Origin of the sequence: Effusibacillus lacus (assembly GCF_002335525.1) — a bacterium.
Classification (GTDB): Bacteria; Bacillota; Bacilli; order Tumebacillales; family Effusibacillaceae; genus Effusibacillus; species Effusibacillus lacus.
The window spans coordinates 45,905-62,277 of the sequence record NZ_BDUF01000112.1; the positions used below are offsets into that span (position 1 = coordinate 45,905).

Annotated in this window: 18 protein-coding genes; 16 read left to right on the plus strand and 2 right to left on the minus strand. The window is 46.7% G+C overall.

All coding sequences use genetic code 11. The features are described from left to right. The first annotated feature begins 3 nt into the window (after nt 1-3). Complete coding sequence (locus EFBL_RS19445; RefSeq protein ID WP_096184287.1) at nt 4-747, plus strand: sugar phosphate nucleotidyltransferase; 744 nt, start codon at nt 4-6, stop codon at nt 745-747. Here the strand turns inward: EFBL_RS19445 and EFBL_RS19450 are convergent. Then, nucleotides 681-1,727: a glycosyltransferase family 4 protein gene (locus tag EFBL_RS19450; RefSeq protein WP_165912624.1), complete on the minus strand. Its 1,047-nt coding sequence runs from the start codon at nt 1,725-1,727 to the stop codon at nt 681-683. The genes EFBL_RS19445 and EFBL_RS19450 overlap by 67 nt on opposite strands. A gap of 128 nt (nt 1,728-1,855) precedes the next feature. Here EFBL_RS19450 and EFBL_RS19455 point away from each other — a divergent pair, with 128 nt between their 5' ends. From EFBL_RS19455 to EFBL_RS19495, 9 genes are all read left to right on the plus strand, one after another. Continuing rightward, on the plus strand, nt 1,856-2,899 hold the full coding sequence (locus EFBL_RS19455; protein ID WP_096184290.1) for a glycosyltransferase family 2 protein: 1,044 nt from the start codon (nt 1,856-1,858) through the stop codon (nt 2,897-2,899). A 78-nt stretch (nt 2,900-2,977) separates the two neighbouring features. Then, nucleotides 2,978-4,336 (plus strand): glycosyltransferase, encoded by a 1,359-nt coding sequence (locus EFBL_RS19460; protein ID WP_096184292.1) that lies wholly within the window; start codon nt 2,978-2,980, stop codon nt 4,334-4,336. Beyond that, nucleotides 4,333-5,454: a glycosyltransferase family 4 protein gene (locus EFBL_RS19465; protein WP_096184294.1), complete on the plus strand. Its 1,122-nt coding sequence runs from the start codon at nt 4,333-4,335 to the stop codon at nt 5,452-5,454. The genes EFBL_RS19460 and EFBL_RS19465 overlap by 4 nt, the downstream gene beginning before the upstream one ends. A 6-nt stretch (nt 5,455-5,460) precedes the next feature. Then, the gene (locus tag EFBL_RS19470) at nt 5,461-6,528 is read left to right on the plus strand and encodes a glycosyltransferase family protein (protein ID WP_096184296.1); all 1,068 of its coding nucleotides are present in this window, start codon (nt 5,461-5,463) and stop codon (nt 6,526-6,528) included. Further along, entirely contained in the window at nt 6,525-7,484 is a 960-nt protein-coding gene (locus EFBL_RS19475; RefSeq protein WP_096184298.1) for a GDP-mannose 4,6-dehydratase, read from the plus strand. The genes EFBL_RS19470 and EFBL_RS19475 overlap by 4 nt, the downstream gene beginning before the upstream one ends. Before the next feature lie 14 nt (nt 7,485-7,498). Continuing rightward, the gene (locus tag EFBL_RS19480) at nt 7,499-8,710 is read left to right on the plus strand and encodes a glycosyltransferase family 4 protein (protein WP_096184299.1); all 1,212 of its coding nucleotides are present in this window, start codon (nt 7,499-7,501) and stop codon (nt 8,708-8,710) included. Beyond that, complete coding sequence (locus tag EFBL_RS19485) at nt 8,691-9,815, plus strand: DegT/DnrJ/EryC1/StrS family aminotransferase (protein ID WP_096184301.1); 1,125 nt, start codon at nt 8,691-8,693, stop codon at nt 9,813-9,815. The genes EFBL_RS19480 and EFBL_RS19485 overlap by 20 nt, the downstream gene beginning before the upstream one ends. Continuing rightward, a complete protein-coding gene (locus EFBL_RS19490; RefSeq protein WP_096184303.1) occupies nt 9,812-10,786 on the plus strand; it encodes a Gfo/Idh/MocA family protein in 975 nt (324 codons plus the stop codon). Before EFBL_RS19485 ends, EFBL_RS19490 begins: the two co-directional genes overlap by 4 nt. Then, nucleotides 10,783-11,316 carry an acyltransferase gene (locus tag EFBL_RS19495; protein WP_096184305.1) on the plus strand — a complete coding sequence of 178 codons (534 nt, stop codon included), beginning with the start codon at nt 10,783-10,785 and terminating at the stop codon, nt 11,314-11,316. The genes EFBL_RS19490 and EFBL_RS19495 overlap by 4 nt, the downstream gene beginning before the upstream one ends. Nucleotides 11,317-11,465: 149 nt before the next feature. Here EFBL_RS19495 and EFBL_RS19500 read toward each other — a convergent pair whose 3' ends face one another. Next, on the minus strand, nt 11,466-12,158 hold the full coding sequence (locus EFBL_RS19500; RefSeq protein ID WP_096184307.1) for a glycosyltransferase family 2 protein: 693 nt from the start codon (nt 12,156-12,158) through the stop codon (nt 11,466-11,468). 86 nt (nt 12,159-12,244) lie between these two features. Here EFBL_RS19500 and EFBL_RS19505 point away from each other — a divergent pair, with 86 nt between their 5' ends. From EFBL_RS19505 to EFBL_RS19530, 6 genes are all read left to right on the plus strand, one after another. After that, a complete protein-coding gene (locus EFBL_RS19505) occupies nt 12,245-12,787 on the plus strand; it encodes a CatB-related O-acetyltransferase (RefSeq protein ID WP_096184309.1) in 543 nt (180 codons plus the stop codon). Between the two features lie 83 nt (nt 12,788-12,870). Continuing rightward, the gene (locus EFBL_RS19510; protein WP_131927723.1) at nt 12,871-13,899 is read left to right on the plus strand and encodes a glycosyltransferase family protein; all 1,029 of its coding nucleotides are present in this window, start codon (nt 12,871-12,873) and stop codon (nt 13,897-13,899) included. A gap of 16 nt (nt 13,900-13,915) precedes the next feature. Next, nucleotides 13,916-14,509, plus strand: a complete 594-nt coding sequence (locus tag EFBL_RS19515; RefSeq protein WP_165912623.1) for a methyltransferase domain-containing protein — start codon at nt 13,916-13,918, stop codon at nt 14,507-14,509. 9 nt (nt 14,510-14,518) lie between these two features. Then, a complete protein-coding gene (locus tag EFBL_RS19520; RefSeq protein WP_096184315.1) occupies nt 14,519-15,379 on the plus strand; it encodes a glycosyltransferase family 2 protein in 861 nt (286 codons plus the stop codon). Further along, a complete protein-coding gene (locus EFBL_RS19525; protein WP_165912622.1) occupies nt 15,376-15,855 on the plus strand; it encodes a methyltransferase domain-containing protein in 480 nt (159 codons plus the stop codon). Before EFBL_RS19520 ends, EFBL_RS19525 begins: the two co-directional genes overlap by 4 nt. Before the next feature lie 52 nt (nt 15,856-15,907). After that, entirely contained in the window at nt 15,908-16,363 is a 456-nt protein-coding gene (locus tag EFBL_RS19530) for a dTDP-4-dehydrorhamnose 3,5-epimerase family protein (RefSeq protein ID WP_096184318.1), read from the plus strand. The last annotated feature ends 10 nt before the right edge of the window (nt 16,364-16,373 follow it).

A 16,373-nucleotide genomic window follows, 5' to 3' on the forward strand; every position in this document is an offset into this window, starting at 1 on the left:
AGTATGAAAGGAATCATTCTGGCTGGCGGGAAAGGAACCCGCTTATATCCCCTGACGAAAATTACGAATAAGCACCTTCTCCCGGTCGGGCCTTTCCCAATGATTTATTATCCTGTCTTAAAGTTACGACAAGCGGGAATCAACGATATTCTGATTGTTACAGGCAAAGAGGATGTAGGACAGTTCGCGCAATTGTTGGGAAACGGAAGCGATTTTGCATTGAATTTTACGTATCGTGTACAGGATAAGCCGGGCGGGATCGCAGAAGCTCTGTTTTTGGGGAAAAATTTTGTCGGCAATTCCCCATGCACCGTAATTTTGGGCGACAACCTTTTGGAAGATGATTTAACGCCATTTGTCCAGGAGTTTATTAAGGGGAACAAAAAAGCCAAGGTGCTTCTGAAGGAAGTGGAAAATCCCTTTGGTTTTGGCATAGCGGAGCTAAAAGAGCAGCGCATTGTTGCGATTGAAGAAAAACCGCTTGTACCAAAATCAAGATACGCGGTAACCGGCATCTATATGTACAGGCCTGAGGTTTTTGAGGTAATAGCCCGGTTGGTTCCTTCCACAAGAGGGGAATTGGAAATATCTGATGTCAATAATTATTTCATACGAACGGGAGAGCTTTCCCATGATATACTGCAAGGCTTTTGGGAAGATGCAGGTACTTTGACAGCTTATTATAATGTGAACGAGCTGCTCCAAACGGCAAACCTGTTTTCCAATTCGCTAACCAGATCTCTGTAGGAAAATTGCGCAAATGCCCGTGACCGGGCTTTGCTGCTCATCTTCTGCCAGGTTACCGGATCATTCAGAAGTCTGACTACCGTGTCTGCGAATGATTGGTAAAAGCGTGAATCGTAGTCAGGCAGTGAGTGGATTAACAAACCTGTTTCGCCGTCCTGAACGGTTGTGGAAAGGGCTCCTTGGCTGGTGGCGACCGTTGGAGTTCCGGCAGCCTGACATTCCATAGAAGCCAAACAAAACATTTCATAAGGTCCATCACACGGATAAATATGAAGCATACTTGCTTTCTGCTGCTTGATCAACTGTTCACGGGGAATATTTCCGAGATAATTGACTCCATCCAAACCTTTGAACAAACCGCGAAATTCATCAATTCCCGGCTCAAACCCCCAAAGGCTGTAATCCATGGTGATTACCAATGTGGCATCAGGTACTTGCTGTTTAATGAGAGAGTAAATGGCAGGAACGTGTTGAAGCCCTCTTTCCGGCGCTGAACAGTAGATAAGCTGATTCTGTATTTTTTCCAGAGATTCCTTGTATTCGTCCGGATCAATGGCAAGACGGGCCTCATGAATCTTGTTGCTGTCTATGTGAAATATATTGCGGATCATCTTCGTATGAAACGGGCTGATCGTGATGATTTTGTCTATATAAGGCAGATCCCTTTCGACAGTATTGTCGCCCGGATCGATGCACCAATGAATTTTACAGGAAGCTCTTACGTCAGGGGAGGGGATGGCACACCGGAAACTGATAAAAACATCCCAATACTCTTCAATTTTAAATGACCGATAGTGGCGATACTGTACCCCGTTGTACAAACCTTCCCGGGAAGTGCTGTTAAATATGGTAACATGGTGCCGTTTCGCAAATTCACGCGAAATCCTTATCAGGGATAATTGGGAACCGCCAACTCCTTTTATTTCAAGGTCACTGTCATTCCAGTCAAACGAAGAGTCGTAATAGAACGCAATTTTCACCTGCTGCCATCCTCCTCTCCGGTAGTAATGAAGCCTTACGCTATATATAGAATCCATTTTAATCAATTATGAGTCTGCTTGACTGAAAATTCGCGGGGGGATAGCCGTGAGAAAAAAAAAAGAGCCGATTGGAACTTCAGCAGCTCATCACAGTAATTATTCCGACTTTAAACGGTTCCAACCTGCTCGAAAGCTGTATTTCCAGCTTTATTCTAACCGTTCGCAGCAGCAATTACGAATTGATTGTCGTAGATGATGGAAGCGACAAAGAGGAAAAGGAAAAGATCCGTTCCCTTGCTTGCAAATACAGAATCAAGGTAATCGAAATGCCGTCGCGCAAGAGTTATGCAAGAGCGGTTAACGCCGGCCTGCAGGCGGCATCCGGGAATTATGTATTGCTTTTAAATAATGATGTGGTTTTTCAGCAGACGGGTTGGTTGAACCGGATGCTGAAAACAGCGGAAGCGGCAGGGAATATAGGCATAGTTGGGTGTCGGCTGCTGTACCCTGACGGCACAATCCAGCATGCCGGAGGCGCATTGTTTGCTCCCGAACATTATGAGCATCTGTATCGGGGCAAACCGGGCGATTTTCCAAAGGCCTGCCTAATTTACGATGTTGCGTCCGTTACCGGTGCCCTGATGCTGATAAAAAGGGAAGTTCTCAATGAGATCGGCTTTTTATGCGAGGATTATCAGTTGTCATACGAGGATGTTGATTTTTGCCTTCGCGCCAGGCAGGCCGGGTGGCGAGTGGTATATTGCGGAACAGCGATTGCCATTCATAAGGAAGGGTCGACAAGGGGGAGAAGAAGGGAAGATAAGCCGGAACAATGGTACGAAGAGGAATTGCAATCCCACCAGACTTTTTGGACCCGCTGGCACGAATATGATTTGGTCCGGCCTTTAGCTTACCTTACCCTGTTTTTTTTTCTTTGCGAAACATCCAATCCGGATATCAATCAAAAACTGGTAAATTTGATGGCTGGCCTGCGGGAACAGGGATGCAGGATTGAGGTAGAAAAAATAGATTGTGAAGGCGCAATTTTGTTTGCCGACAATCGAAAACTGGCTTCCGTATGGAATCGGCATCCATTTCCACAAGACGTTCATGTCTGTATAAATATGGCTTCCCGTTTGGTCTCAAAGCCCAAATTTTACCAAAACTCATAACGATTTCTTTTGTACCGGCATACCTTACGGTAGAGTTGGCAGGAAAGCTTATAGAGGATTGGAAGGAGGTTGGAGTTTTTGCCTCATCGTCCTAAGGTTAGCGCGATGTATTATGTGAAAAATGAGGAGGAGTTTTGTCCTTTTTCGATCCTTTCGATTTATAACGTCGCAGATGAAATCATTGTGATCGACAACGGTTCGACGGATGAAACCCGCAAACGGTTAAGTGTTTTTGACAAGGTAAGGTTGTTTGAGTCGACCGCAGAGGATTTCTCCGAGTTAGGCAATCTGGCCCTCTCAAAGTGTACGGGTGACTGGGTTCTCTATCTGGGCGGAGACGAAGTTTTCTACGAGGACATTGAAGAGGTGCTTCCGGTTCTGTTGCAGTACGATCAGATAGATGGTTACACCTGCCGATTTTTTAATCTGATGTTTGGCTGGGACCATATGCAGAACGTCAATGAGTATGATAGCCGCTTTCAACGCATTTTCCTGTTTCGCAGAACTCCGGAAGTAAGGTTCATTAACCGGCTGCATGAATCATTGGTTGGCTTAGGTCCTGTAATTGCGGACTCAGGCCTCCATTATGTTCATTACGGGTATGCCAAACCGATGCATTTTATTTTAAACAAGCTGAAACAATACGCCAGAAAAATGGGGGATCCCTATTACTACGAGGGTAGAACGAGCAAACACTTTTGGGAACAGGCGGAGAGAAGGCCTTTTCCTTACGCTCACCCCGATGTAATCAAGGACTATATCGAATCGAAGGGATATTGCGGCGGCGAGAGAAAACCCCGGGTGGAGATCGGCGAATTGAGAAAACGGTTGGATAATGCTGCTCGTTCCCATGTTACGGTCGATGAAAGCAAGGCAGAAAAGCGAATCAGATCATTGGAAATCGGCTGCCTGCCGAATTGCATCAGCCTTGGATTCGAACATCTGGACATTCGTCCGTTACCCCATGTGGACATTGTTGCCGATATTCGAAACATGCCTGTACCGGACAATACTTATGACGAAGTAATCGTTCCCGGCTATTTGTTGGAACATTTGCCCTATCACGATATTGGAAGGGCGCTGAGTGAGTGCCGCCGAATCGCTAAAGAGGGCGGTCACGTGATGGTTCGAATCTATGACGGACGGCAAATCGCCACCGCTTACGCCAAGGGCGAAATCAGCAACGAAAGCTTCAACAAACTGATATTTGGAGACGACCGCGAAGGATGGGAGAGACACCGCTGCATCCTTGACAATGCCACTCTGACAGAATTGATGAAAAAGGCCGGATTGGAAAATGTGAAGCTGGAGTATTACGAAAATTGGATGGTTCAGATTGGCGGTTCGAAACCGGTAACAACGATTGGGGAACGCGCTGTGGCTCAGGATCTGTTTCTCCCTCACATCGGTCGTTTGAAAAAGAGGAATCAGCAATGAAACTGACTTTCAAATGTCCGGTTTTCGATGCATCCGGTTACGCAGAAGCTGCGAGAAACCTTATTTTCGGTCTGCTTGAGCGTGGATACCTTATCCGTATCCTGCCCAGGGATTGGAGCCAATTGGACTCGGGATTGCCTCCTGTACAAAAGAAAAAACTGCTGGATTTATGCGGATCCGATAGTTTCTCTGCAGGTCCGGTCATTCAAATTTGTGAAGCTCAAGATTTTCGCCTTTACCCGGGAAGAGTGAATATCGGAATGACAATGTTGGAATGTGACCGTCTTCCACCCCACTGGGCAAAAAAATGCAACCAAATGGATCAGGTTTGGACACCGTCAACTTTCAACAGAAACACTTTTACCGCCAGCGGAGTAGACCCGGAAAAGATAAAGGTGGTTCCGATCGGGATTAACGCAGATAGATTCCATCCGGCGGTTCCCCCTCTATCTTATCTAAAGACCCAAGGCAGATTTGTGTTTGTATCCAATTTTGAATGGGTTCCGCGTAAAGGTTATGAATTTTTGCTGCAGGCTTACCTGGAAGAATTTACGTATGAGGATCCGGTGGCGTTAGTGATCAAGACATATGATGGCAGCGATTTCGATCCGAACGGAAGTAAAATGCACCGCCTATGGAACGAAATGATCCAGCGGTCGGGAAACAAACAGCCGCCCCGGCTGCATTTGATTACACATGGAATGAATTATGAAGAAATCCCTTCGTTGTACACTGCCGGCGACTGCTATATCATTTCCACGCGGGGAGAAGGGTGGAATTTGCCTGCATTGGAAGCCATGGCATCGGGGATTCCTGTAATTACTACCAATTGGTCAGCGCATCTGGACTTCGTGAATGAAGCAAACGGATATTTGATTCAGGTGGAGAAACTGGAGGAAATTCCCGCATTGGGGATCCCCAATGATGAAATTTATCAGGGTTCCCATTGGGCGGTCCCTTCTTTGCCGGATATCCGCAGGCTCATGCGTTACACAATGGAGCATCCGGAAGAAGTCAGAGCAAAAGGCAAACTGGCAAGAGAACAGGTTATTCGCCGTTGGAGCACCCCCAGCATGATTGACCAAGTGATTCCTTTATTGCGCTCCCTGGAGGGATAACTGGATATGAAAAAAATAAAAGTCGGTATGGTCATCCCTACATGGGGACAACAATGCGGAGTCGCCGATTACACAAAACAGTTAATTGAGCATACCCAAGACCAATCGATTACCGTGCAGGTTTATTCCGATGTAAATCCGGACCTGCCTTCCGTTATGAGAAAAGATGGGATTGATATCGCCCATTTTCAATATGAACATTCGATCTATGACTTTACTGCCTTATATCAGATTCTGACTGCTTTGCAGCAGCAATCAATCCCTATTGTCACCACACTGCACTCATGGAGCAGCGAGTTGGCTTGTCATAATTTGTTGATATCCGGCAGGAGCTGCATTGTCATCGTTCATTCCGAACAAATGAAACAACTGTGCCTTGCTGACGGTTTCCGGCAGGAACAATTGGCCGTAATGCCGATCGGCTGCCAGTCTTTTCCGCTGCAGCCAGCTGACAAAACGAGAAAGTTGTTTACCATCAACGGACATCCTTCCATCGGCTTTTTTGGTTTTCCTTTTCCGCATAAAGGGATCGCCAATCTGATGGATGCCCTGATCGAATTGAAGGCTTATTTTCCCGATTTGAAAGGCTATTTTTTCTCCCATTATCCCAATTACCTCGATCACGAACATCCCTACTATTCGTTTTATCAGAAACTGCAAACCCGGTTTGAAAAAAATGACTATCTAATCTGGATAAAAGAATATCTGCCAGAGCCAGCGATTGTGAATTTGCTGAGCACAATGGATATGAATGTGCTTCCCTATGTGGAACACAACCAAAAAGGAATTTCGGCAGCAGTGCGGCTGATGCTGGCTGCCAGGAGACCGGTCATTACAACGAATTACCTGTATTTTTCCGATTTGAAAAATGAAGTCTTCAAAATGCCGAACGCGGAAGCGGATACCATCGCCTCCTCCATATGCCGGGTTTTCCTGCATTCCAGCCTGCAGCAAGAGTTGATCGCAAAGGGAGACTTATTTCTCAAAGACAACAGTTGGGAGAAAGTCGGTCGGGCATACAGAGAATTTTATAAACAAAATCTTAGTAAAAAAGCGGGTGAGGAGAGACGATGAGAAAAGTTTTAATTACCGGCATTACCGGATTTGCCGGAAGCCATTTGGCAGAATGGGTATTAAGCAATCAAAAGGACGTTGAAGTCTACGGCACCTATCGGGTAAGGAGCCGGATGGAAAATATTCAGGATATCCTCAGTGAAATCCACTTGTATGAATGCGAATTGAAAGATCCTCACTCTGTTTCCGAAATGATTAAAAAAATCAAACCGGATGTGATTTTTCATTTGGCGGCTCAGAGTTTTGTGCCCACTTCCTGGAATTCCCCCGGGGAGACTCTGATTGCCAACCAAGTCGGACAGTTAAACTTATTTGAAGCGGTACTGAAGCACGACCTGGATTGCAGGATTCAGATCGCTTGTTCCAGTGAAGAGTACGGTCAGGTATATCCGGATGAAGTGCCGATTAAAGAGGAGAATCCTCTGCGTCCATTGAGCCCCTATGCGGTAAGCAAAGTGGGGCAGGATTATCTGGGATATCAGTATCACAAAAGTTACGGGCTGAAAGTGTTTCGCACCCGCACTTTTAACCATACCGGCCCCCGGCGGGGAGAATCGTTTGTTACCTCAAACTTTGCGAAGCAAATTGCGGAAATCGAAAAAGGGAACAACCCTCCGGTGATTTATGTGGGAAATTTAAAGGCAAAACGGGACTTTACCGATGTAAGGGATGTAGTGAGAGCCTATTGGTTGGCAGTTGAAAAGGGAGTTCCCGGAGAAGTTTATAACATCGCTTCCGGAGTTACTTATACGATTGAAGAGATGCTGCATAAGCTGCTGCGGATGAGCAAAGCGGAAATTGAAATCCGGCAGGATCCAGGCAGAATGAGACCATCCGACGTGGATATTTTGTTGGGCAATTATGAGAAGTTTCATAAACAAACCGGCTGGAAACCGGAAATCCCTTTTGACCAAACATTACAGGACTTGCTTGATTATTGGCGGGCCAGAGTTTAGCCGGGTGACCGAATTTGACAATCAAAAAGGTGCTGCTGGTAAGTCACGACTCCAATCCTGAAATGGTTACCGGTTCCGAAAAGGTATTGCTGATGGTTGCTTTCGTTCTGCAAAAATTGCAGCTTGAGGTAATGTGGTTCAGTCCGCAACCCGGACTGTCCACGCAAAGAGCGATTGAGATGGGGGTAAAGGCAAAAGTGATTCCTTTTCCTTTGCTGTGGAGTTTTATTCATGCCCCCAACAGCTTGCCTGATGAATTGAATTTGCTGCAGCAGGATGCGGAAGGCGGTCAGCTTGAGCAGGCAATCGCCTGTTATTCGCCGGATTTGATTGTGGCCAACAGTGTCATTAATGTAATGCCGGCATTGATTGCCCGTAAACGAGAAATACCCTTATGGTGGTATATCCACGAAGTCATGCCAAACCAGGATGGGATGCATCCTCTCTTAACGCTGATTTTGTCCCACTCCAGTCAAATCCTGGTCCCATCACGGGCGGTTAAGGATTCCCTTTCCCAATCTGCCGGCAGAACAGATTCAATTGTTTTACTGCCTTACGGTGTAGAGATTCCTCCCTATAAGTCGATTGCGAAAAAAAGAAAAATCACCCGTAGCCAGAACGGGTGGACCGACAACCGGATTGTGATCGGATGGTTCGGATCGGTTTATCCGGGAAAAGGATTGCTGGAAGTAGTCCGTGCAGCTGTTCTCTTCAAACACATTCCGAATGTTACCGTGGTTGCTGCGGGCAATATCGTCGACCCCGGATATTTCACTCTCTGCATGGAGGAATCGAAACAGCTTGCTTCCGTAGAGTTTCAATATCGGGGGATCGTCCCGGCAATCGAAGACATTCTGCCTGCAGTAGATGTGGTTGTTGTCCCCAGTTTGGTGGAAGAAGCTTTTCCCAATGTGGTATTGGAGGCGATGGCATTCGGTAAAGCGATCGTTGCCTATCAATCGGGCAGCCTGAAAGAGATGATCATTCATCAGAAAACCGGTCTGTTGACAGACAAAGGGGATATCCAGTCGGTAAGTGCGCTGCTGACAAGTTTAATTCAAGATCCGGAAAAAATCAGAAGACTGGGATCCCATGGCCGAAAACGCGCCGCCCGAATCTACGCATTTAAACGTTTCGAGAGCCGCCTGCAAAGAACCTTCTTGCAATGGATCGCATTAAATCAGCAGGAAAGAAGTGGGAACAACAATGAGAATTCCATTCGTTGATTTAAAGGCCCAATACAGTTTAATCCGGACTGAGGTGGAGGAAGCGATCCAAAAGGTCCTCGAAAGCGGTCAATATGTAATGGGAGACAATGTGGCAGAGTTTGAGCATGAGGCGGCCGACTATTTGCAAGCAGCCGAAGCGGTTTCAGTCGGCAACGGCAGCGATGCGTTGTATTTGTCATTAAAGGCATTTGATATCGGACCGGGTGATGAAGTCATTACCACCCCATTTTCATTTGTAGCTACAGGTGACTCGATTTTGCGAACGGGTGCGGTACCCGTGTTTGTGGATATAGACCCTGATTCCTTCAATCTGGATCCGCAGCAAATTGAAGAGCGAATCACCAACCGGACGAAGGCAATTTTACCGGTGCATCTTTACGGCCAATGTGCCTTAATGGACAAAATTACAGAAATTGCAAACAAGCATTCTCTGATCGTGATTGAAGACGCATGCCAAGCTTTTGGATCCGGTTTTTCCGGGCAGAAAGCGGGTACTTGGGGACATGCCGGATGTTTTTCCTTTTTTCCGACCAAGAATCTTGGCGCTTTTGGAGACGGAGGCATGATTACCTGTTCCAACCGGGACCTGGCTAAAAAAATCAGGCTGCTGCGGGAACATGGCAGCGAATCCAGATATCATCATACAATGCTAGGCATAAACAGCCGGCTTGACGAAATCCAGGCCGCTGTCCTGAGGATTAAGCTCAGGTACATTGACGCATGGAACAGGAAGCGAAGAGAGATAGCAGCCCAATACAGCTCCCTCCTGCAGGGCCTCCCGCTGGTACTCCCGCAAACCAAGCCGGCCGCTGATCACATTTATCATCTATTTACGGTCCGAACGTCCGATAGTCGCGAAAGGACAGAATTGATTACTTTCCTCGGGCAAAATGGCATACAGGTGTCCGTGCATTACCCAAAACCTATCTATTTGCAGCCCAGTTATCAACAGCTGGGATACAAACAGGGCCTGTGTCCGGTGGCGGAGCAGCTGTCACAACAAGTGCTTTGTCTGCCGCTTTATCCCGAGATGGCCGGGAAAGCGGTTTTGCATGTGGCCCGCAGTGTAATTGCGTTTTATAAAGGTGGAGGAGATTCATGACTTTGAAGATCGGTGTGATCGGCACAGGCGTGATGGGAAAAAATTATATCCGTGTCTTGTCCGGACTGCAGGATCGCTGCCGGTTAACCGGAGTGTTTGACATCGACTGCAAAAAAGCGGCCGGGATCGCGGGGGACTATGAAATACAGGCGTTCTCCAACCTTGCGGGCTTATTACAATCAGTCGATGCGGCAATTGTTGCAGTTCCGGTTTTTGACCATTACCAGGTGGCCAAACAGTGTTTGGAGAACGGTATTCACATACTGGTAGAAAAACCGATTACTGCCACTGTTGAACAAGGGGAACGTTTGCGGGAACTGGCGAGGGATAAAAATCGCAAGCTGCAGGTTGGGCACATAGAATTATTCAATCCGACAATTCGCGTGCTGAAAAACATTATGCAGCAAGAAGAAGTAATAGCTGTTGATATTCATCGTCTCAGCCCGTTTGAGGAAAGAGTAAAAAATATTGACGTGATTATGGATACAATGATTCACGATCTCTATATCCTGTCCTATTTAAGCGGACTCGTCCCTGTCTCCTTTACAGCTTATGGAAGCCGCTTGCATGAACAGCTTGACCATGTGGTCGCCACGTTTCAATTTGCAAACGGGATGCTGGCTACCTTGACAGCCAGCCTGGTGACAGAGGAAAAGGTCAGAACGATACATGCGGTCACCAAAAAGGCATATATCCGTGCGGATCTGTTGGACAAAAAAATACTGATTTCCCGTTCCACAAATTTCTTTTTGTCCAATCGGGACGCGGATTACAAACAGCAAAATATCGTGGAAAAGGTGATCGTTCCCGCCTACGAACCGTTAAGAGAGCAGCTGCTGCATTTTATCGATTGCATTGAGAACGATAAAACTCCCATCGTTTCGGCAAAAGAAGGATTGGATACATTGCGGATGGCGGAAGCTGTTAAGCAAAGTATTATCAAGTACGCAGGGAAAGGTAGCGAACAATGAAACCGGGGATTCGCATACACGAGAGCGCGGAAGTCGCCCCAACAGCATCGGTGGGAGAAAATACTGCGGTTTGGAACCAGGTTCAAATCAGGGAAGGTGCTGTTATCGGTGGCGAATGCAGTATCGGGAAAGATGTTTACATTGATCAAGGAGTGCGAATCGGCGACCGCTGCAAAATTCAAAACGGCGTCTCGATCTACAATGGGGTAATAATTGAAGACGATGTGTTTTTGGGGCCGCATATGACGTTCACTAACGACCTGGTTCCGAGAGCTTTCAATACAAACTGGAAAATCACGCCCACCAGGGTGAAAAAAGGCGCTTCCATCGGAGCGAATGCGACGATTGTATGCGGTGTAACCATAGGGGAGTATGCGATGGTGGGGGCCGGGGCGGTGGTGACCAAGGATGTGGCCCCATTTGCCCTTGTAGTGGGGAATCCTGCCAAACAAATCGGCTGGGTATGCGAATGCGGGGTGCGCATCGAACCGGGCACAACTTGTTCAGAATGTAAACGAAAGCTGAAATAAAGCATACCCGTCACCTGAAGGTTCGACAAGGTGACGGGCTTACTTCCGTTGGTCGATAGGAAATTATAAATTTTGTCCTATCGACATAAGTGCAACTAAGGCATTCACAAGTCCGGGGACTTGGTGAATACCAAGTTTTCTTTAGACCGCTAAACCTTTGGGTGGTCGATGCCCCATTTTTCATGATAAACTGCAGCATTGTGCAAAGCGGATGCAGATTCGTCATGGTTTTTTCTGGTTCCCATTGCCGGGTGCCAAACCGTGCTGCCCATTGTAATCACGACCTGGTAACCTTCCTCGAGAATTCTGTTGTTGTAATCCCAATCTTCATATCCGCCGCACTGAATAAAACGCTCGTCAAAATAACCTACTTTCTCAACCACCTCTCGCGGCATCACCCATGGACATGCATTTCCCGGATAACAAACAGCATGATGTTTCAGCATGAATTCTTCCGCGAACTTCGGATCGTCGGGGCCGAATAAATGCAGACTGACGGGAGCTATCTTGCCGAAAGCGGTTTCCTGAGCGAATAAATCCAGTATCCTTTCCATCCATTTCGGATAAAACAGCATGTCATTATGGACCCAACCGATGTACCGATTGTCGGGATCGGCCAACAAGTGTCTTAAGCCTTGATTTAACGCAACTGACAAACAGACAGGATGTTGATTTTCAATGATCTGATATCCCTGATCACGCAAAAAATCCACAGTGCCGTCTGTGGAGGCATTATCCACAATTACCAATTTGTAAGGAATCGTTGTGTTTTCTCTGAGACTCTGCAAAGACCTTTTGGTGTCTTCGAGCTGATTGTAAGTGGTCAGCATGATACCAACCATGGCAGTGCTCCTTCCGCGTTAACTGTTCATTATATGTTGTATGCCGCAGCCGCCGGGTGTGACATACAAACAAGGGAGGATTTTGCATGATTTTTACAAATCAAATCTCTCACTATTCCATCTACGAGGTAGGGGATTGGACATATGGCACGCCGCAAATTTATTCATACGGGGACGGCACAACATTGCGGATCGGCAAATTTTGTTCGATGGCCGATGGCGTCATCCTCATGTTGGGGGGAGAACACCGGTCTGATTGGGTGACAACTTATCCGTTCAATCCGATTTTTCCAGAGGCAGACCAGTACAAAGGACATCCCAAAACAAAGGGAGACATCAATATCGGACATGATGTTTGGATTGGCAAAGATGCATTGATTCTGTCGGGAGTAACGATCGGAAACGGGGCGGTGATTGGCGCACGCAGCGTGGTCACCAGGAATGTTCCGCCGTATGCGATTGTAGGTGGGAACCCGGCAAAAATCATCCGTTTTCGGTTTCCGCAAGACGTGATAGATGAATTGCAAAAAATAGCCTGGTGGAACTGGAATCTTGAGCAAATCAGGGAGGCTTGGCCGCTTTTGCTTTCCGGAAACGTAAATGAGTTTATTGCCAAATACAGATTTTGATGATAATGACCGGGTTTCCATGGATTGGCGCAAAACATAAGCATGTTAACAGAGGCCGATGAATGAAGAACGGGGGCAGAAATTTGAAGATCGGATTATTTAGCTCCTATGGCATGAAATGCGGAATTGCTCAATACAATCTTTCTCTTTTCCACGCGCTGGTGGAGTTGGGGCATTCTGTCACAATCTTTGGCAATCGGCTGGAAACGGTTCGAGCGGATCGGAGATGGTTGATAGCAAGCGGCGATGATGTCGAAAGCAGCGATTTGGTCCGCTGTTTTAATGCCGGGGCGTGGAGCGAAACAGGGGATTTTGATTACCCGGTGATGTTTCAGGAATTGCGGCGGAGAGCCATCGAGGCAGTCATTTTGCAGTATCAAAACGGAATTTTTAATGACATAAACCTGATTCCGTTATTTCAATACTTAAGGCAACAACAGATTCCGGTTATCGTAACTTTTCACGATTCCTGTATTGGCCCCCACTTCCCGTTCCATCTGGTAGACAAATTCGTTTGTGCCAATCTGCAAATGAAACAGCTGCTGCCCAATGCTCACCATATTCCCCATGGCGTTCCGACTCCCGTCCATTTTACCAAAGATGAACTTAAACAAATGTTCAACTACCAGGGTCCTCTTGTATCCACATTTGGCTTGGGACGCACCGATTACAATTTGATTTCCCGAATGGCGGCCGATTTAGGTTATAAATTTTTGGTGCTGGATTCGACCAACAGCTGTCTCGTCAGCGGTGACCATATCATCCGCAATACTGACTGGCTGCCGCTGGATCAGTTGATGATGCGCCTTGCCGCAGCGGACGTGATCGTCCTCTGGTATCCGGAGATCGCGGCTTGTGTTTCTTCAAGTGCAGTCAATCAAGCATTGGCCACGCTCAGACCGGTTATTGTCAATGATGTCGGATGGTTCAAGGATGTCCCGGAAGGGGTGGTGATCAAGGTAAGAAACGAAAGAGAACTGCAGGAGCAGCTTTTATCTATTAATCAATTGGGACAGAATCAAACACAACTGGAATTTGTTGAAGAGCGGCAGTGGAAAAATGTGGCCGGAAAATACCTGAAGCTGCTGGCTGAACCAAACACAAACAAGTAAGCGGGAGATGAGAAAATTGCAAAGTATAGTAAAACAGTTCCTGGAGATCGCCATTAAACATTTTGCAGTTCCTGAACCAATCTATGAAATTGGCTCCTATCAGGTTGCCGGTCAGGAAGGGTATGCCGACCTGCGCCCCTACTTCCCAGGGAAAAAATATGTAGGATGCGATATGAGAATGGGTCCGGGGGTGGATCAGATTGAAGACGTGGAATCCTTATCCCTGGCATCCGGGTCGGTCGGCAGCCTAATCACGGTAGATACGTTGGAACATGTGAAAAACCCTTTTAACGCGATCCGGGAAATCTATCGGGTGCTGCAGGATGGTGGAATTCTGCTGCTGGCGGTGCCTTTCAATTTTCAAATACATGATTATCCCTCTGACTATTGGCGTTATACACCTTCTTGTGTCGATATGCTGTTGGAGAATTTCTCTTTCTGCACTGTTTTATGGGAAAAACATCCGCTTGAGGTGGATCCTGCCGAAGTTTATGCCGTGGCAGTCAAAAACAGTGAGCCTCCCCTTGCCAACATCCAATCGTTTATTGACGAGGTAAGAGGAAGATATGGGTTTGCCGTTCGATCCCAAAATTTGAATATTACGGGATAAAGGTTTTCTATGATCCGGTGCAGCATTATAACCTGTGTCTATAATCAGCTTCCCTTAACGAAACTTTTTATTGAGAGCGTCCGCCGGCATACCTTGATTCCTTATCAGTTAATCGTCGTGAATAACGGCTCGACGGACGGTACCAGGGAGTATTTACAGGGGCTGTCTGATGTCACAGTGATTGAGAATGACAAGAATTATGGTGTCAGCAAGGGATGGAACCAGGGAGTTCAGATGGCGAAAGCGCCTTACGTTTGCATTTGCAATAACGATGTGGTTGTCACCAAAGGCTGGTTGGAATCTTTACTGATTGAAATGGAAAGGGACAATCAAATCGGTCTGGTCAGTCCGGTGGAAAACACATATATGTGGGGACACCCGCACAATTTTCCCGATGAATCGATCGTGAACAGGTCAGATGAACCGATTGGCTGGTCTTTGCCGGAACTGGACCGGTTTTATGGCGGATTTTCCCAATTTGCCGAATCATTTACCGGAAGAAACTGTGATCTGCGCATCTTTGATATCCATTTTTCCGTGGTGGTGATCCGGAAAAGCCTGTTTGATCTGGTTGGGGGTTTTGAAGAAGGATTCGGCAAGGCTTTTTGGGAAGACGTTGATTTTGTGCAAAGAGTGCTGATCGCTTCTTGCTGGAACAAGGTTGAGATTTATGGGGGGGCATATGTTCATCACTTTGGCAATGCAACCAGCCGTGAATTTGGCCATCCGCAGCTGATTGATTCAGGCAAGGCTTTCACCAGAAAATGGGGTTCCATCGGCGACAAAATCTATCAGGATTTAAAGCTGCATCAGTTGAATCAACAGCGAATCGAAAAATGGAGGAACATTTGGAGGGAAGAGAGAGCATGATTGTAGATTTGGGATGTGGTCCCCATAAACGCGGAGACATTGGCATTGATATTGTTCCGCCGCCTGCCAGCAGCGCGGATATTGTTTGCAATTTGGGTTTGGAACCGATTCCTTTGGGCGACAACTCGGCAGACAAGGTGGTGGCTTACGATTTTATTGAGCATGTGCCTCCCTATGTTTATTACAAGGAAAATGGAAAATGGCAAGTGGAGTACCCGGTCATCACGCTGTTTAATGAAGTTTACCGGATATTAAAGCCGGACGGTATATTCGAAATATTCAGCCCTGTGTACCCGAAACGGGAGGTGTGGCAGGATCCAACACATAAATCTGTCTGGACCGAAGCTTCCCTGCAGTATTTTGCCAGCCCTAATCTGATGTACGGCATTCAGACACACTTCGAAATGGTGGAACAGGGTTTAGTCGATCATACATCGCCCGGGTCTCACTTAAAGGCTATTTTGAAGAAAAAGTAAGCGGAGACAGTGGTCGGCAAGGTTCCAATTAAAGGGGAAAGGATGACTGGTTTTGATTGAGGGGGTAAAAATCAAAAAATTGCAGAAATACACCGATGACCGGGGATATTTTATGGAAGTGCTGCGTGATGATGACGATCTTTTAGAGCGGTTTGGCCAGTTGTCGGCTTCCCTCAGTTATCCCCAGGTAATCAAAGCCTTCCATTATCATAAAAAACAGGACGATTTATGGTTTTTTCCAACAGGCAATGTACAGGTCGTCCTTCATGACTTACGGGAAGATTCTTCGACATATAAATGCACGGATGTTTACTATATGGGAGAAAACAATCCGATTTCCCTTTTAATTCCCCGCATGGTGGCTCACGGATACCGGGTGCTTGGCAATCAACCGGCCATTATTATGTATATAACGACATACTCCTATAATCCTTTGGAGCCGGATGAATACAGAATTCCATACAATGATCCGGGTATCGGTTTTGATTGGACCACAAAATTCAAATAAGGGGCATACT

Bases quoted from the DNA above. Each gene is read 5' to 3' on its own strand.
- EFBL_RS19445 (WP_096184287.1), top strand. From the start codon at position 4: ATGAAAGGAATCATTCTGGCTGGCGGGAAAGGAACCCGCTTATATCCC.
- EFBL_RS19465 (WP_096184294.1), top strand. From the start codon at position 4,333: ATGAAACTGACTTTCAAATGTCCGGTTTTCGATGCATCCGGTTACGCA.
- EFBL_RS19495 (WP_096184305.1), top strand. From the start codon at position 10,783: ATGAAACCGGGGATTCGCATACACGAGAGCGCGGAAGTCGCCCCAACA.
- EFBL_RS19475 (WP_096184298.1), top strand. From the start codon at position 6,525: ATGAGAAAAGTTTTAATTACCGGCATTACCGGATTTGCCGGAAGCCAT.
- EFBL_RS19485 (WP_096184301.1), top strand. From the start codon at position 8,691: ATGAGAATTCCATTCGTTGATTTAAAGGCCCAATACAGTTTAATCCGG.
- EFBL_RS19505 (WP_096184309.1), top strand. From the start codon at position 12,245: ATGATTTTTACAAATCAAATCTCTCACTATTCCATCTACGAGGTAGGG.
- EFBL_RS19490 (WP_096184303.1), top strand. From the start codon at position 9,812: ATGACTTTGAAGATCGGTGTGATCGGCACAGGCGTGATGGGAAAAAAT.
- EFBL_RS19525 (WP_165912622.1), top strand. From the start codon at position 15,376: ATGATTGTAGATTTGGGATGTGGTCCCCATAAACGCGGAGACATTGGC.
- EFBL_RS19470 (WP_096184296.1), top strand. From the start codon at position 5,461: ATGAAAAAAATAAAAGTCGGTATGGTCATCCCTACATGGGGACAACAA.
- EFBL_RS19520 (WP_096184315.1), top strand. From the start codon at position 14,519: ATGATCCGGTGCAGCATTATAACCTGTGTCTATAATCAGCTTCCCTTA.
- EFBL_RS19500 (WP_096184307.1), bottom strand. From the start codon at position 12,158: ATGGTTGGTATCATGCTGACCACTTACAATCAGCTCGAAGACACCAAA.